The sequence below is a fragment of the Heyndrickxia coagulans 36D1 genome, from assembly GCF_000169195.2.
Taxonomy (GTDB): Bacteria; Bacillota; Bacilli; order Bacillales; family Bacillaceae_C; genus Weizmannia; species Weizmannia faecalis.
The window spans coordinates 3004178-3030223 of record NC_016023.1; the positions used below are offsets into that span (position 1 = coordinate 3004178).

Genomic DNA, 26046 nt, shown 5'->3' on the forward strand with positions numbered 1-26046 from the left:
GATTGCAAAAGGCGGTGTACGAAAAGCAAATGAAAATTCCCGGGCAAATGGGCAGGTTGCGGATGATGTTAAGCTTTAAATGGTTTACATTCGTGATCCTGTTTTTACTGGCCCTTATTTTATTCGGCATTTTTTATCCGAACATCAGGCCACAGACGTATGATATTAAGTTATTTTCAGTTGCGAACAATACGATCCGTTCTCCAAAAACGATCGTCGATGATGAAAAAACAAAAGAAGAAAAACAGCTGGCGGCCGCCAGTGTTGCGAAAGTCTATACGTTTGACAGCGGCCTGGCACAAAACCGGGTTTCGCTGATGGATTCGATTTTTGACGTTGCAGAAGAAGTGAACGCGGAATATAAAAATAAAAAACACGGCGGAAAAAACAGCAGCGGGCTGCAGGAAGAGAAGCTGGCAAAATTGAAGGAAATATTGTCTGAAAATGTGTCCGGCAATGTGACCGGTTCGATTTCCGACACAAGTTTTCGCGCGCTTTTGTCCGCTACCCCGGATGAATTGAAAGCGGCAAGAAACATTGTCGAAACGAATGTCAATGAGGCACTTAGCCAAAAAGTGACAGAAAACAATGCGGCTGAAGCCAAAAGCCGGGTGGCCTCGCAAATCGAAAGGTCGGGGTTAAAAGCGGGTATCCGGAATGCTGCGTCCGAGCTTGGTCAATATGCGATCGTGCCCAATTATGTGTACGATGCAAAGCTGACGGAAAAAAGAAGGCAGCAGGCGAGGGATAACGTTGAACCGGTGAAAATCCTGCAGGGACAGGTTATCGTCCAGGAAGGGCATCTGATCGACCGGGAAACTTACCGCGAACTCCAGCTGCTCGGGCTGTTAAAAAGCAGCGGATCGGTTAAGCCGTATATCGGATTGGCTTTATTTGCCTTTTTTGCATCTGGCGTTTTGTACCTCTATACGAGCCGGATGCGCGCAACGGAAGAAGAAAAGCAAAACCGGCTTGTCATGGCCGGGCTGATTCTTGTCATCGCCCTGGCATTGATGAAGCTGGCGGGTATTTTAACCCATCTTGAGATTCCGGGTATCGAATACGCTTATCCGGCCGCAATGGCGCCGCTGCTCGCTCGGATTTTGCTCAGGGACCGTTCCGCATTTTTGCTTTCAGCCCTGCTTGCCGCTTGTGCGAGCATCGAATTTCATGGCGACATTGCAGATACATTTAACGCCGAGATGGTTGTATACGCGCTTATTACAGGGACAGGGGGCATTTTGCTTTTACCGAAACGGCCGGAGCGCACCCGGTTGTTTCAAACCGGGATTTTTGCAGCGCTATTGAATGTGCTTGCCGTCTGTGTCATCTATTTTTTGAATGCCGGCCAAATCGTAAAAGCGGACTTTTTATATACCCTTTTATTTGCGTTTCTTTCCGGCATTTTGTCCGCTGTGTTCGTGATGGGGCTGCAGCCGTTTTTTGAAGCAGCGTTCGGCATTTTGTCGCCGATCCGCCTTGTGGAGCTGTCCAATCCGAACCACCCGCTTTTGAAAAAGATTTTAACGGAAGCACCGGGCACGTATCACCATAGCCTGATGGTTGCCAATCTTGCCGAAGCGGCTTGTGAAGCGATCGGGGCGAACGGCCTCCTTGCCAGGGTCGGCAGTTATTATCATGATATCGGGAAAACAAAACGGCCCGCATTTTTTATCGAAAACCAGCTGAACGTCCCGAATCCGCATGACCGCCTTTCGCCTGAAACAAGCAGGGACATTATTATTGCCCATGCGAAAGACGGGTCGGAAACATTGAAAAAATATAAGCTGCCGAAAGCCTTTTCGGATATTGCCGAACAACATCACGGCACGACTTTGCTGCAGTATTTTTACCATAAGGCAAAAGCGCAAAACCCGGATGTAAAAGAAGAAGCGTTCCGTTACCCAGGTCCAAAGCCGCAGACGAAAGAAGCGGCTGTCATCAATATTGCGGACAGCGTGGAAGCGGCTGTCCGGTCCATGAACCATCCGACGCCCGATGATATTCAAAATTTAGTCGGCAATATTGTGCAAGGGCGGATCATGGATGGGCAATTTAATGAATGTGACATTACTTTGAAAGAACTGGAGACCGTTAAACGCACGCTTTGCGAGACGCTTAACGGCATCTTTCATTCAAGGATCCAGTATCCGAAATAAGGATCCCGTAAAAATAAGAAAAAGGATGGCTGACATGACATTATCACTCGATATGATGGATGAAACAAATGAGCTTGAAGCGGAGCATCTCGAGCTTGTCCGGACATTGCTCGATTATGCTGCCCGTCAGGAAGGGGTGGAGGACGGCACCGAGTTGTCGGTAACGTTTACGGATAATGAAGGGATCCGCGAAATCAACCGCGATTACCGCGGCAAAGACCAGCCGACCGATGTCATTTCGTTCGCGCTTGAAGAAATGGGGGAAGGGGAGATCGAAATTACTGGTGCAGAAATACCGCGCGTACTCGGGGATATCATTATTTCCGTGCCGCGGGCAAGGGAGCAGGCCGAAGAGTACGGGCACTCGTTTGAAAGGGAACTCGGCTTTTTGGCGGTTCACGGATTTCTTCACCTGCTCGGCTATGACCATATGACAAAAGAAGATGAAACGGAAATGTTCGGGCGCCAAAACGAGATCCTCGATCGCTATGGACTTAAACGATAAAAAAATCCCGAAATACCGCACCCCTTTCCGGCCGGCTGTGGAAGGACTGTTTGCAACCATCCGGCAGGAACGGAATTTCCGTTTTCATCTTCTGGCGGCGTTTTGCGCTTGTTTGCTCGGCTTTTTCTTCTCCCTTTCCAAAACAGAATGGATCGCCATTTTAATTTCCATTTTCGGCGTGATCGCAATGGAGCTGATGAACACAGCAATTGAGCGGGCGGTTGACCTGACTGTCGGGCAGAAATACCACCCGCTTGCCAAGCTTGCGAAAGACGCAGCGGCGGCAGCAGTCCTGATGTGGGCCGTGCTTGCGGCCATTATCGGCTGCATCGTATTTCTTCCAAAATTATGGCATGTATTCCAGGGAGCGGCTTTTTAATGCGGCTTCTTTTTTATGGCCCTCCCCCAAATGTCCTTACCTGCGCGATTTCGGCGTAAAAAAGCAGATGCCCTGCTTCAGCCGGACTGTCGTACAGAAACGGCATACGAGATCTGGTATGTGTAAAATTTTACTCGAAGGGCAGATGAGTGGAAAAAATGGGGAGACACTCTATTATCTAAATGTACACCGTTAAATGAACATCAAGAGAGAGGTCTTCCCATGGATATGCCGCAATTTGAAAGGCACAGGCCGTTGCGCTAAAATAAAGGTAATCACACTACTTGAAAACGGCCATGGCATACTAAGTGACGCTAAAATCAGTGTAAATTCACCACGAGTCGACAATATTTTCACGAACTTTTAAAATATTCAAAAGTGATGAAAAATACATTTTAACTTTCGGGTCTATTTGTAGTAAAATACAGGTAAGGGGAAAAGATATGGAAACAATGGTAAAGCTGCTTTCGGGCACTTATTCAACGGAGGATTTGCATGGAACAACCAACATATAAATCAGGCTTTATTTCTATCATTGGACGCCCGAATGTCGGGAAGTCCACTTTCATCAACCAGGTGGTCGGGCAAAAAATCGCCATCATGAGCGATAAGCCGCAGACAACACGGAATAAGATACAGGGCGTTTACACAGCTGATGACGCACAGATGATTTTTATCGATACACCCGGCATCCATAAACCGAAGCATAAGCTGGGCGATTTCATGGTAAAATCAGCCACGGATACATTAAAAGAAGTGGACCTGATTCTATTTATGGTCAATGCGGAAGAAAAACGCGGCCGCGGGGACGAGTACATTATCGAACTGCTTAAACACGTGCGCACGCCTGTTTTTTTGGTCATCAACAAAATTGACCTCGTTCATCCGGATGATTTGCTTGCCTTCATAGAACAGTACAAAGATTTATACCCGTTCCGTGAAGTGGTCCCGATTTCCGCACTCGGAGGAAACAACGTCAGCCGGCTGCTCGATACCATCAAGGCATATTTGCCGGAAGGGCCGCAGTATTATCCGGCAGACCAGGTGACAGACCATCCGGAACGCTTTATCATTTCGGAACTGATCCGCGAAAAAGCGCTGCAGCTTACAAGAGAAGAAGTGCCGCATTCGATTGCGGTTGTTATTGAAAAAATGGAGCGGGAAGAGAACAAGGATGTCATTCACGTGATGGCGACGATCGTTGTCGAACGGCCGTCCCAAAAAGGGATTATCATCGGCAGGCAGGGAAGCATGCTGAAAGAGATTGGCAAAAGAGCAAGGGCTGATATCGAAAATTTGCTCGGGTCGCAAGTTTATTTGGAATTATGGGTAAAAGTGCAGAAAGATTGGCGGAATAAAATCAGCCAGCTGCGCGATTTCGGTTTCCGGGAAGACGAATATTGATTTTGGCGCCCGCTTCTGGTTGTAAATTTTTACCCCGAATGTTTGCGTGTCCCCTGGTGAAGCTATAAAAGGCTTTTAAAGAAATTTCATGACCTACAACATGAAAGGCGTGGTGAATATGTTAGAATTTACCTGGAAAGTCTTTGCGGATACCGGCAATATTGATACGTACCTGCTTTTTAAGGAACTGGAAAGGGACCGGCGTCAAGACCGGTATGAACGTGAAGAAGATCCGGCAGATGCGGATTTTTCCATTACTTAAGGATAAGCCGTACTGCCTGTCGGGCAAGAGGTGGAGAGGTTGTTTGAAAAATGTGAAGGGATCGTCATTAAAAATACAGACTACGGCGAATCCAATAAAATCCTGCATATTTACACAAAAGAATTTGGGAAGCTAGGCTTTATGGCGCGCGGAGCCAAAAAGCCGAACAGCCGACTGGCGGCGGTTTCCCAGGTTTTTACATATGGGAATTTCCTTTTTCAGCCGTCGCGCGGTCTTGCCACCCTCCAACAGGGAGAGACCGTTTCACCGATGCGCCATATCCGCGAAGATATTTTCAAAACGGCGTATGCTGCCTATGTGGTGGAACTTTTGGGCCGGGCGGTCGAAGATAAAAAAAAGAATCCGTCTTTATTTGAGCTTTTGCTCCGGACGCTCGAATATATCGATGAAGGCTATGACCCGGAAATTATCAGGGACATCTTTGAAATGAAGATGCTGAATGTACTCGGTATGTACCCGGTGATGGACAAATGTGCGGTATGCGGCAACACGGAAGGGCCCTTTGCTTTTTCCATCCGGGAAAACGGCCTTCTTTGCCCCCGCTGTTTTGCGCGCGACCCGTACCGGCTCCCGTTGTCACAGCCTGCGATCCGCCTGCTCCGGCTTTTTTATTTTCTGGACATCAACCGGCTCGGCAGCATTTCTGTTAAAGACTCGACAAAAAAAGAGCTGAGAACGGCGATTTCCATGTACTATGATGAATATACCGGCCTGCAACTGAAAGCCGGCCGGTTTCTTAGCCAGATAGAGTCGCTCGAAAAAAGGCTCGGGCCGGACAATGCATAAGACATCCCCCTATCGAAGAAAAAGGGGGACTTTCCTTGCTGCCCGGGGCCGGATGATGCATCGCACGGCCCGCGGTTCTGCTTTAACTGTTTTTGCCCGGCCGAAAAATCATGACCCGCTATCTGAGTATACGCAGCTGTCTTCCAAAATATCAATGGCATTTTTATGTATCATAGTGGCAGATAAGGACAGATTTCCGTAAATGTGTTATACTATTGTCTTGCATGGTTGTGTGAATGAAGGCGGTGATTACGATCGAATTAACGAAAAGGCAAGAACAGATTCTCGAGATCGTCAAAACGAACGGGCCGATTACAGGCGAGCACATCGCCGAAAAGCTGAATTTAACGAGGGCAACACTCCGGCCGGATCTTGCCATTTTAACAATGGCAGGTTACTTGGATGCACGCCCGCGCGTCGGCTATTTTTATACCGGAAAAACGAGCACGCAGCTTCTTACGGAAAATTTAAAACATATTTACGTAAAAGATTATCAGTCTTTGCCGGTCGTGGTGAACGAGAATATGTCCGTGTACGATGCCATCGTAACGGTTTTTCTTGAAGATGTCGGCACGCTTTATGTCGTCGACAATGCATCCCATCTGATCGGTGTTTTGTCGCGAAAAGATTTGTTGCGGGCAAGCCTTGGAAACAAAGACCTATCGGCATTGCCGGTGCATATCATTATGACAAGAATGCCGAATATTACCTGCTGTAAAAAAGATGATCTTCTGATTGATGTGGCAAAAAAACTGATTGAAAAACAAATTGACTCGGTGCCCGTTGTGAAAGAAACAGAAAGCGGGCTTGAAGTGACCGGGCGGATAACGAAAACGAATATCACGAAAGCGTTCGTTGAACTTGCAGACGGCGATTAAAAAGGAAGTGATCATTTTTGGCAAAACCCCATATTTATATTGTTTCAGACTCGGTCGGAGAGACGGCGGAGCTCGTCACAAAGGCGGCCATCAGCCAGTTTGAAAACCAGGACGCAGAATTAAAACGCTTCCCGTATGTGGAAGATACGATCCATATTGATGAAGTGGTTTCGCTTGCATCCATGAATTTCGGCATGATCGTCTATACGCTTGTGAAGCCGGAAATGCGGAAATACATGAACGACCAAGCCGTAAAACACGGCCTTGCTGCTGTCGATTTAATGGGACCTCTCATGGACCGGCTGCTCGAATTGTATGAATCCAAGCCGCTCTATGAACCGGGGCTCGTCAGAAAATTGGACGAAGCTTATTTTAAAAAGGTGGAAGCGATCGAATTTGCGGTGAAATATGATGACGGCCGGGATCCGCGCGGCATTGTCCGGGCGGATATTGTCCTCATCGGTGTTTCCCGTACGTCCAAAACGCCGCTTTCACAATACCTGGCGCATCACCGCTATAAAGTTGCGAATGTGCCGATTGTGCCGGAAGTGGATCCGCCGGAAGAACTTTTTCGTATTCCTTCCAAAAAATGTATCGGTTTAAAAATTGATCCTGATACATTAAATCATATCCGGAAAGAACGGCTGAAAACACTCGGGCTTGATGGTTCGGCAAGTTATGCGACCATTGAACGCATCAAATACGAACTGGATTATTTTAATCAGGTAGCGGAGCGGCTTGGCTGCAAAGTGATCGATGTCACCAACAAAGCGGTCGAAGAAACGGCAAATATTATTATGGATGAAATGAGAAAGTAAAAGCGGTCAAGGTTCGAGAAGCGCATGCCTTTTTGCGGCATCGGCCGGATGAAAATAAATCCAATTGAAACGGTGGAAGCAGGCTGAAACGGTCTTTGCTTCCACCCGTTTTTTTAAAAATTTTTCTTTTGAAAAAAACGAGGCATATTTTTTTCTGTTTTTCAGTATTTATTTATAGTCAAAATGGAGCAAGTGTACTATAATAAAAAATTGTGATAAAAATGTATGATACGGGTTTAGAGTAAGCTTTTAAGGAATAAACTATTTATGAGTAAATGTCAAGTCTGAATTTGAATAAATTTCGACAGGGCCAAAAAAATTATGGGAAGAAGCGCAAAACATGCAGGATTCTGCGGAGCAATGTAGAATATTTTAGGATGAAAAGAAAAACAGCAAACGAATAAGCATTGCCGTATCCCGGATGAAATGCTGTGAATAAAGGTGGAGCAGAAGGGATTGTTTGATGACAGGGATGATTCCAAATGAAAAAATTGATGAGATCCGCCGGTCTTCCGATATTGTGGAGGTCGTGAGCGAATATGTACAGCTCAAAAAGCAGGGCCGCAATTATTTCGGCCTGTGCCCGTTCCACGGTGAGCATACGCCGTCATTTTCCGTATCCCCAGATAAGCAGATTTTTCACTGCTTTGGATGCGGCGCAGGCGGCAATGTATTTACTTTTCTCATGGATATCGAAGGCATCTCTTTTCAGGAAGCGGCAGAGAAACTGGCACAAAAAGCGCATATCGAGCTTGGCGTCGTTTTACGGCACGAAGAGCAGAAAAACATCGATCCGAAGCGCCGGCAGATGCTGGAAGCGCACGAACTGCTGCAAAAATTATACCACCATTTGCTTTTGCATACAAAAGAAGGAGAACCTGCGCTAAAGTACCTGCGCGGGCGTGGATTTACAGACGAAGCAATCGAAAAGTTCGGGATCGGATATGCGCTGCCTGCCTGGGATTTTGCCGCCAATATGCTACAAAAGCGCGGTTTTCCCCTTTCCGTGCTGGAAGAAAGCGGGCTTGTCATCCGCAATGAAAAGGACGGCAAATATTTCGACCGTTTCAGGGACCGGATTATGTTTCCGATCATGGATGAAAAGGGAAACATGGTCGCATTTGCCGGAAGAGCGGTCCGGAAACAGGAACACCCGAAATATTTAAACAGCCCTGAGACGCCGCTTTTTAATAAAAGCAAGCTGCTTTTTAACCTGAACCGGGCAAGAGGGCCGATCCGCAAAAAACAGCAGGCAGTCATTTTCGAAGGCTATGCGGACGTGATCTCCGCCGACCGGGCTGGCGTTGAAAACGGTATTGCCACAATGGGCACTTCGATTACACCGGAACACGTCCGGATGATAAAAAGGCTCACGGACGGCGTTGTCATTTGCTACGATTCGGACCAGGCCGGCCTCACTGCTGCTTTCCGTGCGGGGAAAATGCTCAGTGAAAACGGCTGTGAAGTGCGGGTTGCGCAAATGCCGGATGGGCTGGACCCTGATGACTACATAAACCAGCATGGCGGAGAAAAGTTCCGCATGGATGTAATAGGGGCCAGCCTGACTTTTATGGCTTTTAAAATGCAATATTTCCGCATGAATAAAAATCTCCAAAATGAAGGAGAAAAGCTGGCGTATATAGAAGAAGTCATTCAGGAAATTGCCAAACTGGAGAATCCGGTGGAGAAAGACCTTTACTTGCGCCAGCTGTCCGAAGAATTTTCGTTGTCTTTGGACGCCCTGAAAGAGCAGGAAAGGCAATACGGTTCCCGTGAAACCGGGACCCGGAAGAGAAGCCGCCCTGCAGAGAATCCGGTGCCTGCACATGAGGAAGCCCGGATGCTCCCTGCCAATATGACCGCAGAGAGAAGGCTGCTTTGGCATATGCTGCGGGACGGGGAAATTGCCTATAAAGTGAAAGATTTCCTTGGCGAAAACAGCTTTTACGGGGATGAACACCAGGCAATTTTTACTTACCTGCTTGGCTGGTACGAAGAAGGGAATCCGCCTGATACGAGCGCTTTCCTGTCTTATTTGCCCGATGCAAAACTGCAGCGGATTGCTGCCGAAATCGAAATGATGACGGTAGGCGGGGAGCTGACGGATGAGGAATTGGAAGATTATGTGCAATATGTGCTAAAACACCAGAAGTTGCTGCGCATTCAGGAAAAACTGAGGGCACAAAAAGATGCCGAACGGCAGAATGATTTCCAAAAAGCGCTGCAATTGGCGGGTGAAATTGTGGCACTGAGAAAGTCTATGACTTGAAATCTCTGCTTTTTATAAATGATCAAGTTGCTGTTGGATCATTGAAAGTGTTGAAATTGTCGGAAGGAGGGGAACATATGGCTGAAAAGTCAGCACGTTCCAAAGAAGTAGAAGAAAGTGAGTTTACAGTAGAAAAAGCAAAAGAGCAACTCGTTGAACGCGGGAAAAAGCGGGGGTTTCTCACTTATGATACCATTTCCGAAAAACTCGGCCATTTTGATTTAACATCCGATCAGATGGATGAATTTTATGAATCGCTCGGTGAACAAGGAATCGATGTGACAGATGACACCAGCGACGAGGATGCCCCTTCCCATCTCGAACTGGAAAAAGAGAATGACGAAGAGTTTGACCTGAATGATTTGAGTGTTCCCCCAGGTGTGAAAATCAATGATCCGGTACGCATGTACTTGAAAGAAATCGGGCGGGTCGACCTTCTTTCCGCAGACGAAGAAATCGAACTGGCCAAAAGAATCGAGCAGGGCGATGAAGAAGCAAAACGCCGGCTCGCTGAAGCCAACTTGCGCCTTGTTGTCAGCATTGCAAAACGGTATGTCGGCCGTGGCATGCAGTTTCTGGATTTGATCCAGGAAGGCAATATGGGCCTCATCAAGGCGGTTGAAAAATTCGATTACAAAAAAGGCTACAAATTCAGCACCTATGCCACATGGTGGATCCGCCAGGCCATCACGCGCGCGATTGCAGACCAGGCACGGACGATCCGGATACCGGTCCATATGGTGGAAACGATCAATAAACTCATCCGTGTGCAACGGTCACTGCTCCAGGATTTGGGCAGGGAACCAACACCGGAAGAAATTGCTGAAGAAATGGATATTTCTCCGGATAAAGTTCGGGAAATCATTAAAATTGCCCAGGAACCGGTTTCACTTGAAACGCCGATTGGCGAAGAAGATGATTCGCATCTTGGAGACTTTATTGAAGACCAGGATGCCACATCACCTTCTGACCATGCCGCTTATGAGCTGCTGAAAGAACAGCTGGAAGATGTGCTTGATACATTGACCGACAGGGAAGAAAATGTGCTCCGCCTCCGGTTCGGGCTTGATGACGGGCGCACTCGGACACTTGAAGAAGTCGGCAAAGTATTCGGTGTCACAAGGGAACGAATCCGGCAAATTGAAGCAAAGGCTTTGCGGAAACTCCGCCATCCAAGCAGGAGCAAACGCCTGAAAGATTTTCTTGAATAAGCCGGAAAAAGAAACAGACATGGCGCTTGTGCATCTGTTATTACAGGCGCCTTGTTTTTAGTTTACTTCCTCGGGAAGTAAACTTTTTTCTTGCAAAAAAAAGGATTTTCCGCCCGTTTGTCGAATAGGTTACACAGGATGTGTTGAAAAATGGACGATAAGAGAAGACAAATCATTGTCAACGAAATTAAAATGTGGAAAGAGACCAAAATGATTCCACAAGAATACTGCGATTTTCTACTCGCGATCTATACGGAGGGGAATGAGGCCAATACCCGCAAACAAAACGGCGCAGGGAAATCCGTTAAAAAACAAGTCGCGGTTTCTGTTTTCATTCTTGCCCTCATTGCAATCGCTGTATTTGTCATTTATTTTACTGAATTACATTTTATTTTGCAAACGATGATTTTGACAGCTTTTGTCGGATGCTTACTTTTTCAGGGAATTCATTATGCTAATAAAGAAATTTTTTACCCGGTTTTCTTTGTTGGCGCCGCGATTATTTTGCTGCTTCTCAGTGTGTTTTTGAATGAAAAGGTGTTTGGAAATCACCGCTATACTTTATATTTGCTGCTTTTTGTCAACTGCGGGTTGTGGCTTATCGCCGGAAAGGCATACAAGCTGCTGTATTTTACCTTATCGGGGTTTCTCGGCCTCGTCATCTTGCTGGTCTCTATAGTAATATAATGTATAATTTTCAGTTTTCCTGTTGCCCTTTTCCGGCCCGCCTGCAATTGTATCACTTTATTGAATTTTTTGCTGCTTTTATTATAATACAAGATGAAAGCGCATTCAACCGTTATTTTTAAGTGGAAAGGCTTTCTTTCAAAAGAATTTTCAGTTAAAATGGAAGAGATGGGCACGGTAAATACGCTGGAAAAGCGGAAAAACAAGGGGGGAATGCATTGAAAAGAAATCCTGTAATCCCATATGTGCTGATTATGGTATTCGGGCTTGCCCTTATCTTTTTTCTTTCCGTGAAAGGGATCGGGGATGCGAAAGAAGTGGCCAAAGAAAAGGAGCATCCGAAGCAAACCGAAACCGCCTCCTCGGAAAAGTTTGATCCGGAGAGCTTTGCCAAAAAGACTTGCGTGACCTGCCACGGAAATAATTTGCAAGGCGGGGCCGGGCCGAATCTCCACGGCATCGGCAAGAAATTGTCCAAAGATAAGATTAAAGATGTACTCAGGAACGGCACGAGCGGCGGTATGCCAGCCGGACTTGTCGAAGAAGACCATATTGATGAAATGGTGGACTGGGTATCAAAGCTAAAATAAAGGGCAGGTTCACCGTACGGGGGGCATCCCCCTTTTTTTTATGGCAAAAAGTGGCTACAATAGAGGTATCACATGTAAAGTGGTGAAGAAATGAACAGCGGGAAACTTTCAAGAAGGCTTGAATCGGTGGCGGCTTTTATTCCGGCCGGCACTGTATTGGCAGATATCGGGTCTGACCACGCTTATTTGCCCGTTTTCTGCGTGAAGGACGGTAGCGTAACAGCGGCGGTGGCCGGAGAAGTGGCGGAAGGGCCGTACCATTCGGCGCAAAAGCAAGTGGAAAAAGCAGGGCTGACAGAAAAAATCAGCGTCCGGAAAGGAGACGGGCTTGAGATCTTGGCTCCGGGCGAAGCGGGATGCATTACGATTGCCGGGATGGGCGGCGCATTAATCGCCTCTATCCTCGATCGCGGAAAAGCAAAACTAAACGGCAAAGAAACGCTCATCCTGCAGCCGAATACCGGGTCGCACATTGTCCGCAGATGGCTGGCGGAAAACGGATGGGCCGTCACAGGAGAAGACATTCTCGAGGAAGACGGGAAAATATACGAAATTATCGCGGCAGAGTACGCGGGCTGCCGTATCGCGCTCACGGAAGCGGAACGCCTGATGGGCCCGGTTTTAATCAAAAACCAAAATGAAGCTTTCCGGAAAAAATGGCGTACTGAAATCAAAAAATGGCAATCCGTGCTCAGCCATCTGGAGCAGGCAGACGCAAGCCCGGAAATTGAAGAAAAAAAGCGTGTATATCGCCATTTGATTGCTTTGGCAGAGGAGGTTTTAACATGAAGCATGCGAACGGGCATGATGTCATCCAGCTATTTGAGCAGTTCGCACCGAAAAAGTTTGCAATGGACGGGGATCCGGTCGGGCTCCAAATCGGGCAGTTAAACGGGCCGGTGAAAAATGTGCTGGTGGCGCTTGATGTGTTGGAAGATGTGGTGGACGAAGCGATCGAAAAGGATGTCCAGCTGATTATCGCCCACCATCCTTCCGTTTACCGGCCGTTAAAAAACATGGCGACAGATACCCCCCAGGGCCGGCTGATTGAAAAATGCATCCGCCACGGGATTGCTGTCTATGCCGCCCATACGAACCTTGATATCGCAGAAGGGGGTGTAAACGATTTGCTGGCGGAGGCGCTCGGGCTCCGCGATACGGAAGTATTATCGCCTCTTTATGAAGACAAATTGAGGAAACTGGTTGTTTTTGTCCCGGTATCCCATGAAGAAGCCGTAAGAACGGCGCTTGGAAATGCCGGTGCGGGGGCGATCGGGAATTATAGCCATTGTTCTTTCTCTGCCCGCGGTACCGGCCGTTTTCTGCCGGGGGAAGGGACAAACCCGTTCCTCGGGGAAGCGGGAAAGCTCGAAGCAGCAGATGAAACAAGGATTGAAACGATTTATCCCGTGTCGATTGAAAAACAGGTGCTTTCTGCGATGCTTGAGGCGCACCCGTATGAAGAGGTTGCCTATGATATTTATCGGGTCTTAAATGAAGGCCGGAAGTATGGGCTCGGCCGGATCGGCGAAATCGAACGGGAAATGGCACTGCGGGAATTTGCGGAACATGTTAAAAAAGCGCTCGAAGTTCCGGCATTGCGCGTCGTCGGAAATCTCGACGAAAAAGTGAAAAAAGTAGCTGTTCTCGGCGGAGACGGCAACAAATATTTTGCTGAGGCAAAAAAGGCGGGGGCCGATGTGTTCGTCACCGGGGATTTTTATTACCATAACGCCCACGATGCACTGGCGCTCGGGCTGAATGTTGTAGACCCCGGACATAACGTGGAGAAGGTGATGAAAAAAGGGGTCGCGGCTTATATGCAGAAAGCATGCCGGGAGCATCAGCTCGATGTCCGCTTTATTGCATCCGAAGTGAACACAGACCCGTTTCAGTTTCTTTAAAAAACGCCCGGGCCGCTCGAAGTAGGGAAAAAGACGGCCTTTTTTAACCCGGGTCCCGTTATCCTAAAAAGATTGCGATAGCTCATTTTCCTTCTTTTGGACGGGGCCCCGTTGCATCTCGTATGGACTAAAAATACACACCAATTGATTTTCATGATGCTGCATTTTTTCCAGCATGGATGATGAAAGGCAAAAGGGCGGAGTCCGGTGGGGATCCGCCCTTTTGCTTATATTCCATTCCGGCCGGAAGCGTTTCAACCAGGTTTCAAGCTTTTTGGCCGGAAGAACGGTGCGGCGCTTTCACTTTCGGCAAAATTTTGGTTAACGGTACGTTCCGCTTTCGTTCCCAGGTTGATTCGTCTTCCGGGTCAAATTTTTCAAGAAATGCTATGACTTCACGTACGATCGGCGTCGGTGTTGATGCCCCTGCCGTTACGGCAACTTTTTGTACACCTTCAAGCCACGCCAGCTCAATTTCTTCGACATCGGCAATCCGGTATGCTTTCGTGCCGGCAATTTCTTCTGATACTTGGGCGAGGCGGTTTGAATTGTTGCTGCGCGGGTCGCCGACTACAAGCAGCAAATCAGCCTCCCCGGCCTGCCTGGCAACGGCTTCCTGGCGAATTTGCGTCGCATGGCAAATTTCATTGTACGTTTCTGCATGCGGATATTTCTTTTGGATAAGTTCCATTAAATCCGCCACGTCCCATTGGCTCATCGTCGTCTGGTTTGTTACAATGATTTTATCATTGCGGATATCGAGGGCTTTAACGTCTGCTTCCGTTTCGACGAGATGGACAATCGCAGGTGCGACACCGGCTGCCCCCTCGGGTTCCGGATGGCCTTTTTTACCGATATAAATCACATCATAGCCTTCTTTTTCTTTTTCACGGATTAAATCATGGGTTTTCGTTACATCCGGGCATGTGGCATCAATGGCCGTCAAGCCTTTTTTCCGGGCAAGTTCGCGCACTTCGGGGGAGACGCCGTGCGCGGTAAAAATAACGGTGCCTTTCTCCACCTTTTCGAGAATTTCTTTGCGGTTTTTGCCGTCGAGCGTAAGGATCCCGTCTTCTTTAAAGGCATCAGTCACATGCTGGTTGTGGACGATCATGCCAAGAATATAGATGGGACGCGGCAAAGTTTTATCCATTGCGGCGTTGCGGGCAATGACCATTGCGTCAACAACGCCGTAGCAGTAACCCCGGGGGGAAATTTTCAGCACTTCCATCGCGATCCTCCTAACAGGGTGCCGGAACACCGGCATCCGGGCTGGGAAATGAGTCTATTACATTTGTATTATATCGGAATGCGGCAAAGAATACAAAACGGGTTTTTGCACAGCCGGCCGTGCCCGAAATATGGCGCGCTCCCGGAAGGATGGAAAAGCAGAGGCTAATGCCAGCTTTTAATAGAACGAACCGTCTATACGCGGGTGCAAACTTTTGGTGCGCCAGATACCGAATGGTTCCCGGCCACAGAAAAAACCGTCTGCACACGGGTACAAACGGTTTTGGCGCCTTAAATAAACAATTTCGGCACGGAGACTCCTTTTTCCGGGCGTTTTTCGTCATTTTTGCTTTCTGCGGCTTGAGATGCGGGACGCTCCGCTTGCCGGTTGCTTTTTTTCTCTTTTGCTGGCGCAGGTTTTTTGTCTTTGCTGCTTAATTCGCGATTTTCCTGCTCATCCTGCTCATCCTCATTCGGGGCATTTTTCAGGCCGCGGTACAGTTTCCACATCGCTGGCAGATTTTTGACGAGCGGGCCGACCTGCTGAATCTGCTGGATCATCGGGCCGACCTGCTGCGCGGTTTTTAAGACATTTTGTGTATTGTTTAAAAACGAACTGATCGAAGAAGGATTTGCGATGGATTTGAAAAGCGATCCGCCTCCCCCGGCGGCACCCCGCTGGAAGGCAGCTGCCGGGTTGGCGGCTGCGCTTTGTCCGCCCCTTTGGAACAGTCTGGATAAAAGTCCTCCGCCCCGTCCTGCAGTTGCGCCTGCTCTACCCGGAAATCCCGGCATTTGCCCTCCGGCTCTGAATTGCCCGGGCATGCCCGGCCCGCCCAGGCGGTTCCCGGCAAACGGATTTCGCTGCATTCCGCCGAACGGGGACGGACTTTGCCGGCCGAAAAAGGGCGACATATTTCTTGGCGGCATCCATTTGACCCCCTTTCTGTTTGGATTTTTCGTTCAATATTACAATATGCAGGCCAAACGGAAACGTCTGGCATGCAAAAAAAGTTTCTTTCTGCCTGTAAACGGCACAAAAATTTCCATTTGCATACGGGGGCATGCGGAAATTGGCATTTTTCGCGGATGTCGATTATAATAACAAGACGTTCTGCTGCATGAGAGAAGGAGTGGAAACATGAACGGAACAAAATGGGAAGATTTCGGTTTTAAATCATTTATCGAAAAAGCGATCGAACATAAAGGCTTTGCCGAACCGACGGAAATACAGCGAAAAATGATTCCGCTTGTTTTGCGGGGGGAAAGCGCTATCGGACAGTCGCAGACGGGAACGGGGAAAACACATGCTTATGTGTTGCCGCTTTTGCAAAAAGCAGACCCGTCTCTTGCGGAAGTCCAGGCGGTGATTACGGCCCCGACGCGGGAACTGGCGGCACAGATATACCATGAAATCCAGGAAATTTTAAAATGGGAAGAAACAGGCCGTCTTACCGCTAAACTATTTATCGGCGGGACGGACAAGCAGCGGGATATCAGCAAACTGAAAAAACAACCGCAAATTGTAGTTGGCACACCGGGCAGGGTAAATGATCTTGTGAAAGAACAGGCGTTATTTGTCCATACAGCGAAAACGTTTGTTGTCGATGAAGCGGATATTATGCTCGATATGGGCTTTATCGTGGATGTCGACCAAATCGCGGGGAGGATGTCTGAAAAACTGCAAATGCTCGTGTTTTCGGCAACCATTCCCGAAAAATTAAAGCCGTTTTTAAAAAAGTACATGGAAAATCCGAAATTCGAGCAGGTAGCGCCGCGCCAAATCGCAGCGAAAAAAATTGAACATATTTTGATCCCAAAACGCGCGCGGGAGAAAATGGACGTGTTGCATGATGTCCTCGAGGCGTTTAACCCGTACTTGGCGATTGTATTTGCAAACACAAAAGCGATGGTGGATGAAATTGCAGCAGGGCTCTCAGCAAAAGGGATGAAAACGGCCCGCATCCACGGAGACCTCTCGCCGCGGGAACGGGCGAAAACGATGAAACAAATCAAAAACCTGGAATACCGGTACATCATTGCCACTGATTTGGCCGCGCGCGGGATTGATATCGAAGGGGTCAGCCATGTTGTAAACTACGAGCTGCCAAAAGATTTAACGTTTTACGTCCATCGCGCCGGCAGAACGGCCCGCGCCGATCTGTCGGGCATATGCGCGACCATTTACGAACCTTCCGATGAGTTTGCCCTCACCCAGCTTGAGAAAATGGGGATTGCATTTCTCTACCGCGATGTGCGCCGCGGCGAATGGGTGGAACTGGGCGATCGGAACCGCCGCAAAAAGCGGGTAAAAAAGGCGGATCAAACGGAGACTGCGGCGAGAAAGGCAATCGGCAGGCCGAAAAAAGTGAAGCCGGGCTACAAAAAGAAAATGGAACGGCAGATCGAAATGCTGAAAAAACGGCAAAGGAAATTGCAAAAACGGAAATAAAAGGGGAGAAACAGCATGCTTAAAATTGGTTCACATGTCTCGATGAGCGGCAAAAAAATGCTGCTTGCGTCAAGTGAAGAGGCGGTTTCATACGGCGCCAACACATTCATGATTTATACGGGCGCACCGCAAAATACAAGGCGGAAGAAAATTGAGGACTTGAACATTGAAGCCGGCCTTGCCCATATGAAAGAACATGGCATAGAGGAGATTGTCGTCCATGCGCCGTATATCATCAATATCGGCAACACAACAAATCCTGCGACATTTGAACTCGGTGTCCGTTTTTTGCGGTCGGAAATTGAGCGGACGGAGGCGATCGGAGCGAAGCAGATCGTTTTGCACCCGGGCGCCCATGTTGGTGCAGGGCCGGAAAAAGCGATCAAGAAAATCATTGAAGGGCTGAATGAGGTGCTTGTTCCGGAGCAAACCGTCCAGATTGCGCTTGAAACGATGGCCGGCAAAGGATCCGAATGCGGCAGGACGTTTGAGGAACTGGCGGAAATTATAGACGGCGTCAAATACAATGACAAGCTTTCCGTTTGCTTTGATACTTGCCATACCCATGATGCCGGCTATGATGTGAAAAACCGGTTTGATGAAGTGCTGGATGAATTTGACCGGATCATCGGCATTGGCCGCCTGAAAGTATTGCATGTCAATGACAGCAAAAATGAAGCCGGCTCGCACAAAGACCGGCATGAGAATATCGGGTTTGGCCATATCGGATTTGAAGCCCTTGACTATATCGTGCATCACCCGGCGCTTTCTGACATCCCGAAAATTTTGGAAACCCCTTATGTCGGCGAAGACAAAAAGAACCGCAAGCCGCCGTACAAATACGAAATTGCCATGCTTAGAAACAGGAAATTTGACGAAAATCTGCTGGCCAAAATTGTGGAGCAGCCCGCTTGAATCCCGGTCAGGTTTTAAAGCCGCTGAAACAAAACGGTGAGACACTACATTCTTAGTGTCTCATCGTTTTTTGCATCTGGACAGTTTCAGTGGTTTTCGTTTGGCCGGGATTTTTTAAAAATAAACCTCCATTTGCAAAATGAAATATAACTGTAATCTATTTATCAAACCATCAATGCTATAATCAGAAATATCAATAGATTAATAGAACGGAATCTACACATAATGAGAAAAAGCCGATACATAGCAATGGAGGCGTTAAGGTGAATAGGAAGTTTTTGTCGTTAACCGCTGCTGCAGTGATCGCAGGCAGCGCTTTCGTCCCGCTTAGCAAAGCAAATGCAGAAACCGCTGTCAAGAGCATTCAAAACGAGGAGTCGGCCGTTAAGGAAAGCATTTCCGGCAAGCAAAACGAGATTGCGAAGATCGCAGAAAACGCGAAGCAGCTTCAGTCGGATATGGAAAAAATTTCGGCTAAGATCCGCCAAACCAATCAGAAAATCAGTGAAAAAACGCAAGAAGTGTCAGAGACGAAAGACGAGGTCGCATCGTTAAATGAAAAAATGAAAGAAACGCAAAAAAGAATAGAAGAGCGCAACAACGTGCTTGCCCGGCGTGCGCGTGACATTCAACAAAAAGGCGGAGCGGATAGTTATCTGAATGTGCTGCTTGAATCCAGCAGCCTGAGCGATTTTGTCAGCCGAGCGCAAGCGTTAACAACGTTTGTCCAAGCAGACCGCGCCATTTTAAAAGCGCAGGAAAAAGACAACAAAACATTAAATACAGCAAAAGCTGAAGTGGAAAAGAAGCTTCAGAAAGTGCAGTCGGATTTAGCTGAGCTTGAGGAGTTGAAAGAAGCAAACAAATACCAGCTTGCGGACCAGAAAAGCTTAGAAGCGGCGCTGAAGGAGCAAAAACAAGCTGCTGCAGCTGAATTGGCGAAGCTGAAAGACAAGGAAGCTTCCTTAAACGCGCAGGAAAAAGCAGCGCTCGCTGAACTGGAAAGCAAAGAGACCGAGACCGCACCATCTGCTACTGCTGCAAAATCTTCCGCGCCTCAGGAATCGAAGCAGGATGATTCCGCCTCTACCGGCACGAGCACCGGAAGAGACGATTCAAATGGAGAAACTGCGGCACATACACAGAAGGAAAAGACAAAGTCCGGATCCCGCGCAAAACATGTGGCGCGCGTACCTTCCTTTTCTGATGACGGCAGCGCTTCAAACAACGGTTCCGGAACGGTTGAAAAAGCGATCAGCGCCGGTTCAGCTTTAATCGGGCACACTTCCTATAAAATGGGCGGCGGAAGAACGAAAAGCGACATTGCAAACGGGCTTTTTGACTGCTCCTCATTTGTTCATTGGGCCTACGCACAGGCAGGCGTGAACCTGGGTGGCTCCGGTGCGAATACGGATACGCTTGCAGGGCTTGGGCAAGCGGTCAGTGCTTCGCATATGAAACGGGGAGACCTGGTCTTTTTCAATACTTATAAGTACAACGGCCATGTGGGCATTTACCTGGGCGGCGGCAAATTTCTCGATTGCAATAGTTCAGATGGCGTTTCCATCGACACCATGAGCAGCGGTTACTGGAAACAGTGCTTTAATGGCGTTGTCAGGCGCGTAGTGAAATAAGGAAGAACCGGCCGAAAAGCTTTTTCCGGCCGGTTCTTTTTCTATTTTGCCAATAAGACAAACACCCGGTTGATTTCTTTTGCGGTGAGCGGGCTTGTAATTTTTGCAATGTCTTTCAGTGCTTTGCTGCGGGCCTCGTCATCAAAGATGTCCAACTGTTTTCCCCGCACATAATCCGCGATTTTTTCCGCATCTTCGCGGCTGATTTTCACGTTAAACTGCCGCGCGTATTTAAAAAGTTCCGCGCCGGTAATGATATTCACCTTATAATTGACCATATTTTGAATCAGTTTCAATATCCATCACTCTCCCCGCTTCATGTATATGCGGGCCGGGAAGAAATGTTTCAGATGCTTATGGAAGGGGATATTGCCGCGGAGGAAGAAAAGCGATAAGAAGGCGGCAATTACCGGCATTTCCACGTGAACCCCTCCGCGCTTTACAATCTTTCGGAAAGAAGGTATAATGTTTAAATCGGAATGATTCTGATTGAGGAGTTTGCGTATGGAAGAATATGTTGTAGAAGTTTCTGGCCTCTCTTTCCGTTATGACCGGCAGAATGTGCTGGAACAGATCGATTTAAACATACCAAAGGGAGCGTTTCTCGGCATCATTGGCCCGAACGGTTCCGGAAAATCAACCCTGCTAAAGCTCATGCTCGGGCTGTTAAAACCGCAGGAAGGGGAAATCCGCCTTTTCGGCACGCCGCTCAGCCGCTTTAAAGACTGGAGCCGGATCGGTTTTGTCTCGCAAAAAGCCAATGCATTTAATACTGGTTATCCTGCGACCGTTTTAGAAGTGGTCGAAAGCGGCCTGGTGAAAAAAACCGGCCTGTTCCGTTTCCTTGGCCCCGGCGCCAGAAAAGAAGCAATGGAAGCGATCCGCTCAGTCGGGATGGAGGCGTACGCCCATCAAAATATTGGCGAGCTAAGTGGCGGCCAGCAGCAGCGTGTGTTTATCGCGCGGGCCATTGTCAGCAAGCCGGAGATTTTGATGCTGGATGAGCCGACAGTTGGTGTGGACCAGCGCCATGTCCGGTCTTTTTACGAAATGCTGGAGCAGCTGAACAGGGAATGGGGCATTACCCTGATTCTTGTCACACATGATATCGGCGCCGTTTCCGACAAAGTGACGCATGTTGCATGCTTGAACCAGCATTTATATTTCCATGGCGACATCCACGCGTTTCAGCAGTTGGATGAAGAAAAACGTTCATCCTGGTATGCCCACGATGTCCGGTTGCTGGCGCATGAACATGGGTGAGAAGGAGAAACCGAATGATTGCTGCACTTTTTCATTATCATTTTTTACAAAATACATTTTTGGCCGGCATTTTAATCGGCCTGATTGCCCCTTTGATCGGTAGTTTTATTGTCGTACGCCGTTTGTCGCTGATTGCGGATGCGCTCAGCCATGTCACATTGTCCGGGATTGCGATCAGCCTGTTTTTAAGCAGCAAGCTTTCTATTCTTGCCGGGTTGAACCCGCTTTATATTGGCACCGGCTTTTCCGTGCTCGGATCCGTGCTGATCGAGCGGTTGCGCGGGGTTTACCGGCATTATGAAGAACTTGCGATTCCGATTATCATGTCGGGCGGGATTGGCATCGGGCTGATCTTTATTTCTGTGGCCGGAGGGTATAATGTAGATTTGATGAATTACCTGTTCGGCAGCGTAAGCGCGGTAAGCCAGGCTGATCTTTGGCTCATTCTGGGGATTGCCGTCATTGTGGCGGCTGTGATCCTTTTGCTGTATAAGGAACTTTTCCTGCTTTCTTTTGATGAAGAATATGCAAAAGTGTCCGGTATTCCTGCGAAAACGATCCATTTGCTGTTTATGGTGCTGATTGCGCTTGTGATTTCGGCTGCGATGCGGATCGTGGGGATTATGCTTGTATCCGCGCTGATTACGCTCCCGGTAGCGGCCAGCATCCGCATCAGCCGGGGATTTAAACAGACCATTTTGTTTTCCGTTCTTTTTGGCGAAATTTCCGTTTTGGGCGGGCTGGTTACGGCATTTTATCTGAATTTGCCGCCCGGTGGTACAATTGTGGTGATTTCCATCGTCATTTTGCTTTTGGCGGTTTATATGAAACGATTCCGGCCCGGTGCCGGTTTGAACAAAAAGAAGGTGTGAACATGCTTTTGGATGAGGCAATTGAAATCTTGAAGGAAAACGGCTATAAGCATACAGGAAAAAGGGAAAAAATGCTCGATTTGTTTTCGGAGAGCAATAAGTATTTGACGGCAAAAGACGTGCTCGAATGGATGAAAGATGCGTATCCGGGCCTCAGTTTTGATACGATCTACAGGAATTTATCGCTTTTTGCTGAACTTGGCATACTGGAAGTGACAGAGCTGTCCGGTGAAAAGCATTTCCGTTTCAAATGCTCGACAAACCACCACCATCACCATTTTATTTGCCTGGCGTGCGGGAAGACGAAAGAAATCCCGGATTGCCCGATGCCAATGGTGAGCGGTTTGGAAGGGTATGCCATTTCCGGCCATAAGTTTGAAATTTACGGCACGTGCCCGGAATGCATGGCAGATGAAACGCGGCAAAATATTTAACAAACCCTGCTTCCGGCAGGGTTTGTTTTTGCTATATAAGTTGAACGAATGTGTTGCCAGAATCCATATCGATCCTGATCGTAGTAGATGTTGGCGCGAAAAACTGAAGTTCATTTTATGATTTTGGATATTTTTCAAGACGCCTTCCGGGAAAAATAACCCGGGCGCAGGCATGCGGGTCACCGCAAAAAGCTATCCGCAACCCAGCCTGTCCCTTACAGAAACCCGGATAAGCCCTTAATCGCGTGCGGAGCGGCTGGACTGGGTGATCCAGCGTCTGACCCAGTCATCCGCTTCTTTCCAATTTTTCACCCGGTATACATTGTCCGGGACGGGATCCCGGTTGTATGGGGTGTCAAACAGAAGGACGGGGATGCCGAGCGTTTGCGCAATGGCGGCCGCATTGTCATGTTTGTCTTCCAAAAACAAATCAACGTTGTACTTTTTTGCGGTTTCCACTTTGTGATGCGTGCCGATCAGCTCGATATGATGGTATTTCAGCTGTTGTTTTGTAAACCAGTTTTTGGTCACATCAAGGAGATAGGATGCGCGTGCGCTGATAAAATACAGCTCAAACCGGTCTGCCCATTTGTTTAACACTTCTTTTGCCCCTTTTGCAACCGGGGATTTTGCATAGATCACAGGCTCCGAGCGGATAAACCAGTCGGCAAATGTCCCGGCAGGAATATCGACGACATCTGTGATCTCATACTTCGTTAAGTCTTCATATTTCAGGTCAATGTGAAAGGCATCGTTAATGAACGGAATAAGCGTTTCAGGATCTGTCACAGTCCCGTCAATGTCAATGCCGAAACGGTATTTTTTCACCATGGTGCGCCTCCTTTTCCGTTTTGAATGTGAAGCGGTCGTGCCGCCTGTTGTCCGGGCCAGGCCTGGAAGATAAAAGTTGCCGCGCATGAAGAAACACCGGCTTGTTTTACGCCGGTGTTTCGGTCAGACGGGGTTCACGTTTTGCGCGGCCTGTTTTTGGTAATACGCTTCGGCAAGCATGTCGATTTCTTTTTTCAATTCTTCTACCATTTTATCTTCCGGCACTTTCCGTATGATTTTCCCTTTGCGGAACAGGAGGCCTTCCCCGCGTGCACCGGCGATCCCAATATCCGCTTCTCTTGCTTCACCGGGGCCGTTAACGGCGCAGCCGAGGACGGAAACTTTAATCGGCGCTTTTATGGTCTGTAAATATTCTTCGACTTCGTTTGCAATGCTGATTAAATCGATCGCAATCCGGCCGCAAGTCGGGCATGAAACGAGCGTCGGGGCATTGGAGGAAAGCCCGAATATTTTCAGCAGTTCACGCGCGACTTTCACTTCTTCCACCGGGTCGGCGCTTAAAGAAATGCGGAGCGTGTTGCCGATTCCCATATTTAAAAGCGTCCCAATCCCGGCGGCACTTTTGATGGTGCCGGAAAACAGCGTCCCGGATTCAGTAATACCGAGATGGAGCGGGTAGTCAAATGTCCGGGCCGCTTTCTCGTACGCTTCGATGGCAAGGCGGACATCCGAGGCTTTCATCGAAACGATAATGTCGTGAAAATCCAGGTCTTCCAGAATCCGGATATGGTGCAGGGCGCTTTCGACCATGCCGTCTGCTGTCGGGTATCCGTATTTTTGCAAAATTGGTTTTTCAAGGCTTCCAGCATTGACGCCGATCCGGATCGGAATGCCGCGCTCTTTTGCCGCTTTCACGACCGCTTCGACTTTTTCGCGCTTGCCGATATTACCCGGGTTAATCCGGATTTTATCGACGCCGCCTTCAATTGCGATTAACGCAAGCCGGTAATCAAAGTGGATATCCGCGACAAGCGGGATATGGATTCTTTTTTTTATGTCGGGAATAGCCCTTGCCGCCCGTTCATCCGGGACGGCAACGCGCACGATCTGGCAGCCTGCTTCTTCAAGCCGCTCAATCTGGCGGACAGTTGCATCGACATCATGTGTTTTCGTCGTCGTCATACTTTGAATGAATAATTCATTGCTGCCCCCGATCGTCAAGTTACCTACCTTGACAGGGCGCGTTTTTGTACGGTGTATGATCTCACCCAAGGATATTCGCTCCTTTAATGATCTATCAGTCCATAAACATTTTACCAACTTACATTTTACCAATTTACTGCCCCGATTGACAAGACATACTCCGGTTTTTACCGGGATTCGCCGTAAATGGGAAACCGGTACGTTTGTCCAATTTGGATGTCTTCCGGTGCAATTCCGCCGTTTAGTTTGCTGAAATCGCGGATCACTTTTTCAATCGAAGGCGCCGTCCCGCCTGATATTTTTTTGACAATCGTAAGCACCGTGTCACCGGAATGGACCTTGGCTGTGACATACGGACCGTGGGTTGTTTCAGGTTGTATGGCAACGTTTTTTTCGGTTGTTTCTTTAGCATTCGTCGGGATTGTGCCTGCGTGGAGATCGTAGTAGATGCTGTAAGAGATAAGGGCAACGATAAAGAGCGCAAATATTTTTTTCAACATGGACATTCCCTCCTTTTATGAGTGCTACCAGTATATGCCGGTATGCTGTAATTAGAACCCGGGATGATTCTCAAAAATGCAGGCGAAAAATTTGCCATTTATCAATCGGTTTTGGTACATTAAATATGACAAATCTTTGAATCTTTTCGGTTCAAAACACTACATAAAGGAGGAATAAAGATATGACGTACACTTTACCGCAATTGCCGTATGCGTATGATGCCCTGGAGCCTTATATTGACAAGGAAACGATGAACATCCACCATACGAAGCACCATAATACTTATGTCACCAATTTGAACAAAGCGTTGGAAGGCCATGACGACCTTGCTTCCAAATCCGTTGAGGACTTAATTTCGGATTTGAATGCGGTTCCGGAAGAAATCCGTACAGCGGTTCGCAACAATGGCGGGGGACATGCCAACCACTCGTTGTTCTGGACGTTGCTTTCGCCAAATGGCGGTGGCGAACCGAAAGGCGCACTGCTTGACGCGATCAACAGCAAATTCGGCAGCTTTGAAAAATTCAAAGAACAATTTGCAGCGGCTGCAGCGGGTCGTTTCGGTTCCGGCTGGGCATGGCTTGTTGTCAATAATGGCGAGCTTGAAATTACAAGCACCCCGAACCAAGACAACCCGCTTTCCGAAGGCAAAAAACCAATTCTTGGCCTTGATGTTTGGGAACATGCTTACTACTTGAAATACCAAAACCGCCGTCCGGAATACATTTCTGCATTCTGGAATGTCGTGAACTGGGACGAAGTGGAAAAACTGTACGAAGCAGCGAAATAATCGCGATCCATTTAAAAAAGGGCGTGCCGCGCCATTTGCGTGCACGCCCTTTTTGCATGCGCTCGTGCATAAACGCCCCCGTTTTTC

At 48.1% G+C, this 26046-nt stretch carries 27 protein-coding genes; 21 read left to right on the forward strand and 6 right to left on the reverse strand.

The window, feature by feature from the left end:
- The first annotated feature begins 62 nt into the window (after nt 1-62).
- The 14 genes from BCOA_RS31530 to BCOA_RS31590 all read left to right on the forward strand — a co-directional run bounded on the left by BCOA_RS31530 (nt 63) and on the right by BCOA_RS31590 (nt 13873).
- Nucleotides 63-2159: an HD family phosphohydrolase gene (locus tag BCOA_RS31530; RefSeq protein WP_014097982.1), complete on the forward strand. Its 2097-nt coding sequence runs from the start codon at nt 63-65 to the stop codon at nt 2157-2159.
- Between the two features lie 34 nt (nt 2160-2193).
- Nucleotides 2194-2664: an rRNA maturation RNase YbeY gene (gene ybeY / locus BCOA_RS31535; RefSeq protein ID WP_014097983.1), complete on the forward strand. Its 471-nt coding sequence runs from the start codon at nt 2194-2196 to the stop codon at nt 2662-2664.
- Nucleotides 2648-3043, forward strand: coding sequence for a diacylglycerol kinase family protein (locus tag BCOA_RS31540; RefSeq protein ID WP_014097984.1), 396 nt, complete (start codon nt 2648-2650; stop codon nt 3041-3043). The genes ybeY and BCOA_RS31540 overlap by 17 nt, the downstream gene beginning before the upstream one ends.
- Before the next feature lie 495 nt (nt 3044-3538).
- Complete coding sequence (era, locus tag BCOA_RS31545; protein WP_014097985.1) at nt 3539-4447, forward strand: GTPase Era; 909 nt, start codon at nt 3539-3541, stop codon at nt 4445-4447.
- 118 nt (nt 4448-4565) lie between these two features.
- Nucleotides 4566-4709, forward strand: a complete 144-nt coding sequence (locus tag BCOA_RS34850; protein WP_014097986.1) for a YqzL family protein — start codon at nt 4566-4568, stop codon at nt 4707-4709.
- Nucleotides 4710-4748: 39 nt separating this feature from the next.
- Entirely contained in the window at nt 4749-5516 is a 768-nt protein-coding gene (gene recO, locus BCOA_RS31550) for a DNA repair protein RecO (RefSeq protein WP_014097987.1), read from the forward strand.
- Between the two features lie 236 nt (nt 5517-5752).
- Complete coding sequence (locus BCOA_RS31555) at nt 5753-6394, forward strand: helix-turn-helix transcriptional regulator (RefSeq protein WP_014097988.1); 642 nt, start codon at nt 5753-5755, stop codon at nt 6392-6394.
- Between the two features lie 17 nt (nt 6395-6411).
- On the forward strand, nt 6412-7212 hold the full coding sequence (locus BCOA_RS31560) for a pyruvate, water dikinase regulatory protein (protein WP_014097989.1): 801 nt from the start codon (nt 6412-6414) through the stop codon (nt 7210-7212).
- A 463-nt stretch (nt 7213-7675) separates the two neighbouring features.
- On the forward strand, nt 7676-9481 hold the full coding sequence (gene dnaG, locus BCOA_RS31565; protein ID WP_014097990.1) for a DNA primase: 1806 nt from the start codon (nt 7676-7678) through the stop codon (nt 9479-9481).
- A 77-nt stretch (nt 9482-9558) separates the two neighbouring features.
- A complete protein-coding gene (rpoD, locus tag BCOA_RS31570) occupies nt 9559-10692 on the forward strand; it encodes an RNA polymerase sigma factor RpoD (RefSeq protein WP_014097991.1) in 1134 nt (377 codons plus the stop codon).
- 150 nt (nt 10693-10842) lie between these two features.
- The gene (locus BCOA_RS31575) at nt 10843-11379 is read left to right on the forward strand and encodes a hypothetical protein (protein ID WP_014097992.1); all 537 of its coding nucleotides are present in this window, start codon (nt 10843-10845) and stop codon (nt 11377-11379) included.
- 218 nt (nt 11380-11597) lie between these two features.
- Nucleotides 11598-11969, forward strand: coding sequence for a cytochrome c550 (cccA, locus tag BCOA_RS31580; protein WP_014097993.1), 372 nt, complete (start codon nt 11598-11600; stop codon nt 11967-11969).
- 90 nt (nt 11970-12059) lie between these two features.
- Nucleotides 12060-12758 carry a tRNA (adenine(22)-N(1))-methyltransferase gene (locus BCOA_RS31585; RefSeq protein ID WP_041818152.1) on the forward strand — a complete coding sequence of 233 codons (699 nt, stop codon included), beginning with the start codon at nt 12060-12062 and terminating at the stop codon, nt 12756-12758.
- Complete coding sequence (locus tag BCOA_RS31590) at nt 12755-13873, forward strand: Nif3-like dinuclear metal center hexameric protein (protein ID WP_014097995.1); 1119 nt, start codon at nt 12755-12757, stop codon at nt 13871-13873. The genes BCOA_RS31585 and BCOA_RS31590 overlap by 4 nt, the downstream gene beginning before the upstream one ends.
- Nucleotides 13874-14138: 265 nt before the next feature.
- Here the strand turns inward: BCOA_RS31590 and BCOA_RS31595 are convergent, their stop codons facing one another.
- Both BCOA_RS31595 and vrrA read right to left on the reverse strand, forming a co-directional pair.
- On the reverse strand, nt 14139-15104 hold the full coding sequence (locus BCOA_RS31595; protein WP_014097996.1) for a 4-hydroxy-3-methylbut-2-enyl diphosphate reductase: 966 nt from the start codon (nt 15102-15104) through the stop codon (nt 14139-14141).
- 290 nt (nt 15105-15394) lie between these two features.
- Nucleotides 15395-16033 (reverse strand): VrrA/YqfQ family protein, encoded by a 639-nt coding sequence (vrrA, locus tag BCOA_RS31600; protein WP_017550547.1) that lies wholly within the window; start codon nt 16031-16033, stop codon nt 15395-15397.
- A 211-nt stretch (nt 16034-16244) separates the two neighbouring features.
- Between vrrA and BCOA_RS31605 the strand changes: the two genes are divergently transcribed.
- The 3 genes from BCOA_RS31605 to BCOA_RS31615 all read left to right on the forward strand — a co-directional run bounded on the left by BCOA_RS31605 (nt 16245) and on the right by BCOA_RS31615 (nt 20104).
- On the forward strand, nt 16245-17555 hold the full coding sequence (locus BCOA_RS31605; protein ID WP_014097999.1) for a DEAD/DEAH box helicase: 1311 nt from the start codon (nt 16245-16247) through the stop codon (nt 17553-17555).
- Between the two features lie 15 nt (nt 17556-17570).
- Nucleotides 17571-18470 (forward strand): deoxyribonuclease IV, encoded by a 900-nt coding sequence (locus BCOA_RS31610; RefSeq protein WP_014098000.1) that lies wholly within the window; start codon nt 17571-17573, stop codon nt 18468-18470.
- A 263-nt stretch (nt 18471-18733) separates the two neighbouring features.
- Nucleotides 18734-20104, forward strand: coding sequence for a C40 family peptidase (locus BCOA_RS31615; protein ID WP_014098001.1), 1371 nt, complete (start codon nt 18734-18736; stop codon nt 20102-20104).
- A gap of 41 nt (nt 20105-20145) precedes the next feature.
- Here BCOA_RS31615 and BCOA_RS31620 read toward each other — a convergent pair whose 3' ends face one another.
- Nucleotides 20146-20400 (reverse strand): DUF2624 domain-containing protein, encoded by a 255-nt coding sequence (locus tag BCOA_RS31620; protein ID WP_014098002.1) that lies wholly within the window; start codon nt 20398-20400, stop codon nt 20146-20148.
- Between the two features lie 208 nt (nt 20401-20608).
- On the opposite strand from BCOA_RS31620, the gene BCOA_RS31625 reads away from it, so the two are divergent.
- The 3 genes from BCOA_RS31625 to BCOA_RS31635 are packed head-to-tail and all read left to right on the forward strand — an operon-like array spanning nt 20609 to nt 22673.
- Nucleotides 20609-21367, forward strand: coding sequence for a metal ABC transporter ATP-binding protein (locus tag BCOA_RS31625; RefSeq protein ID WP_014098003.1), 759 nt, complete (start codon nt 20609-20611; stop codon nt 21365-21367).
- 14 nt (nt 21368-21381) lie between these two features.
- Entirely contained in the window at nt 21382-22239 is an 858-nt protein-coding gene (locus tag BCOA_RS31630; protein ID WP_014098004.1) for a metal ABC transporter permease, read from the forward strand.
- 2 nt (nt 22240-22241) lie between these two features.
- Nucleotides 22242-22673 carry a Fur family transcriptional regulator gene (locus tag BCOA_RS31635; protein WP_014098005.1) on the forward strand — a complete coding sequence of 144 codons (432 nt, stop codon included), beginning with the start codon at nt 22242-22244 and terminating at the stop codon, nt 22671-22673.
- A 237-nt stretch (nt 22674-22910) separates the two neighbouring features.
- Here the strand turns inward: BCOA_RS31635 and BCOA_RS31640 are convergent, their stop codons facing one another.
- The 3 genes from BCOA_RS31640 to BCOA_RS31650 form a co-directional block, all read right to left on the reverse strand.
- Entirely contained in the window at nt 22911-23504 is a 594-nt protein-coding gene (locus tag BCOA_RS31640; protein ID WP_014098006.1) for a 5' nucleotidase, NT5C type, read from the reverse strand.
- 123 nt (nt 23505-23627) lie between these two features.
- Nucleotides 23628-24728 carry a flavodoxin-dependent (E)-4-hydroxy-3-methylbut-2-enyl-diphosphate synthase gene (gene ispG, locus BCOA_RS31645; RefSeq protein WP_128890997.1) on the reverse strand — a complete coding sequence of 367 codons (1101 nt, stop codon included), beginning with the start codon at nt 24726-24728 and terminating at the stop codon, nt 23628-23630.
- A 107-nt stretch (nt 24729-24835) separates the two neighbouring features.
- The gene (locus BCOA_RS31650; protein WP_014098008.1) at nt 24836-25168 is read right to left on the reverse strand and encodes a hypothetical protein; all 333 of its coding nucleotides are present in this window, start codon (nt 25166-25168) and stop codon (nt 24836-24838) included.
- Nucleotides 25169-25350: 182 nt separating this feature from the next.
- Between BCOA_RS31650 and sodA the strand changes: the two genes are divergently transcribed.
- The gene (gene sodA / locus BCOA_RS31655) at nt 25351-25959 is read left to right on the forward strand and encodes a superoxide dismutase SodA (protein WP_014098009.1); all 609 of its coding nucleotides are present in this window, start codon (nt 25351-25353) and stop codon (nt 25957-25959) included.
- Nucleotides 25960-26046: the final 87 nt, after the last annotated feature.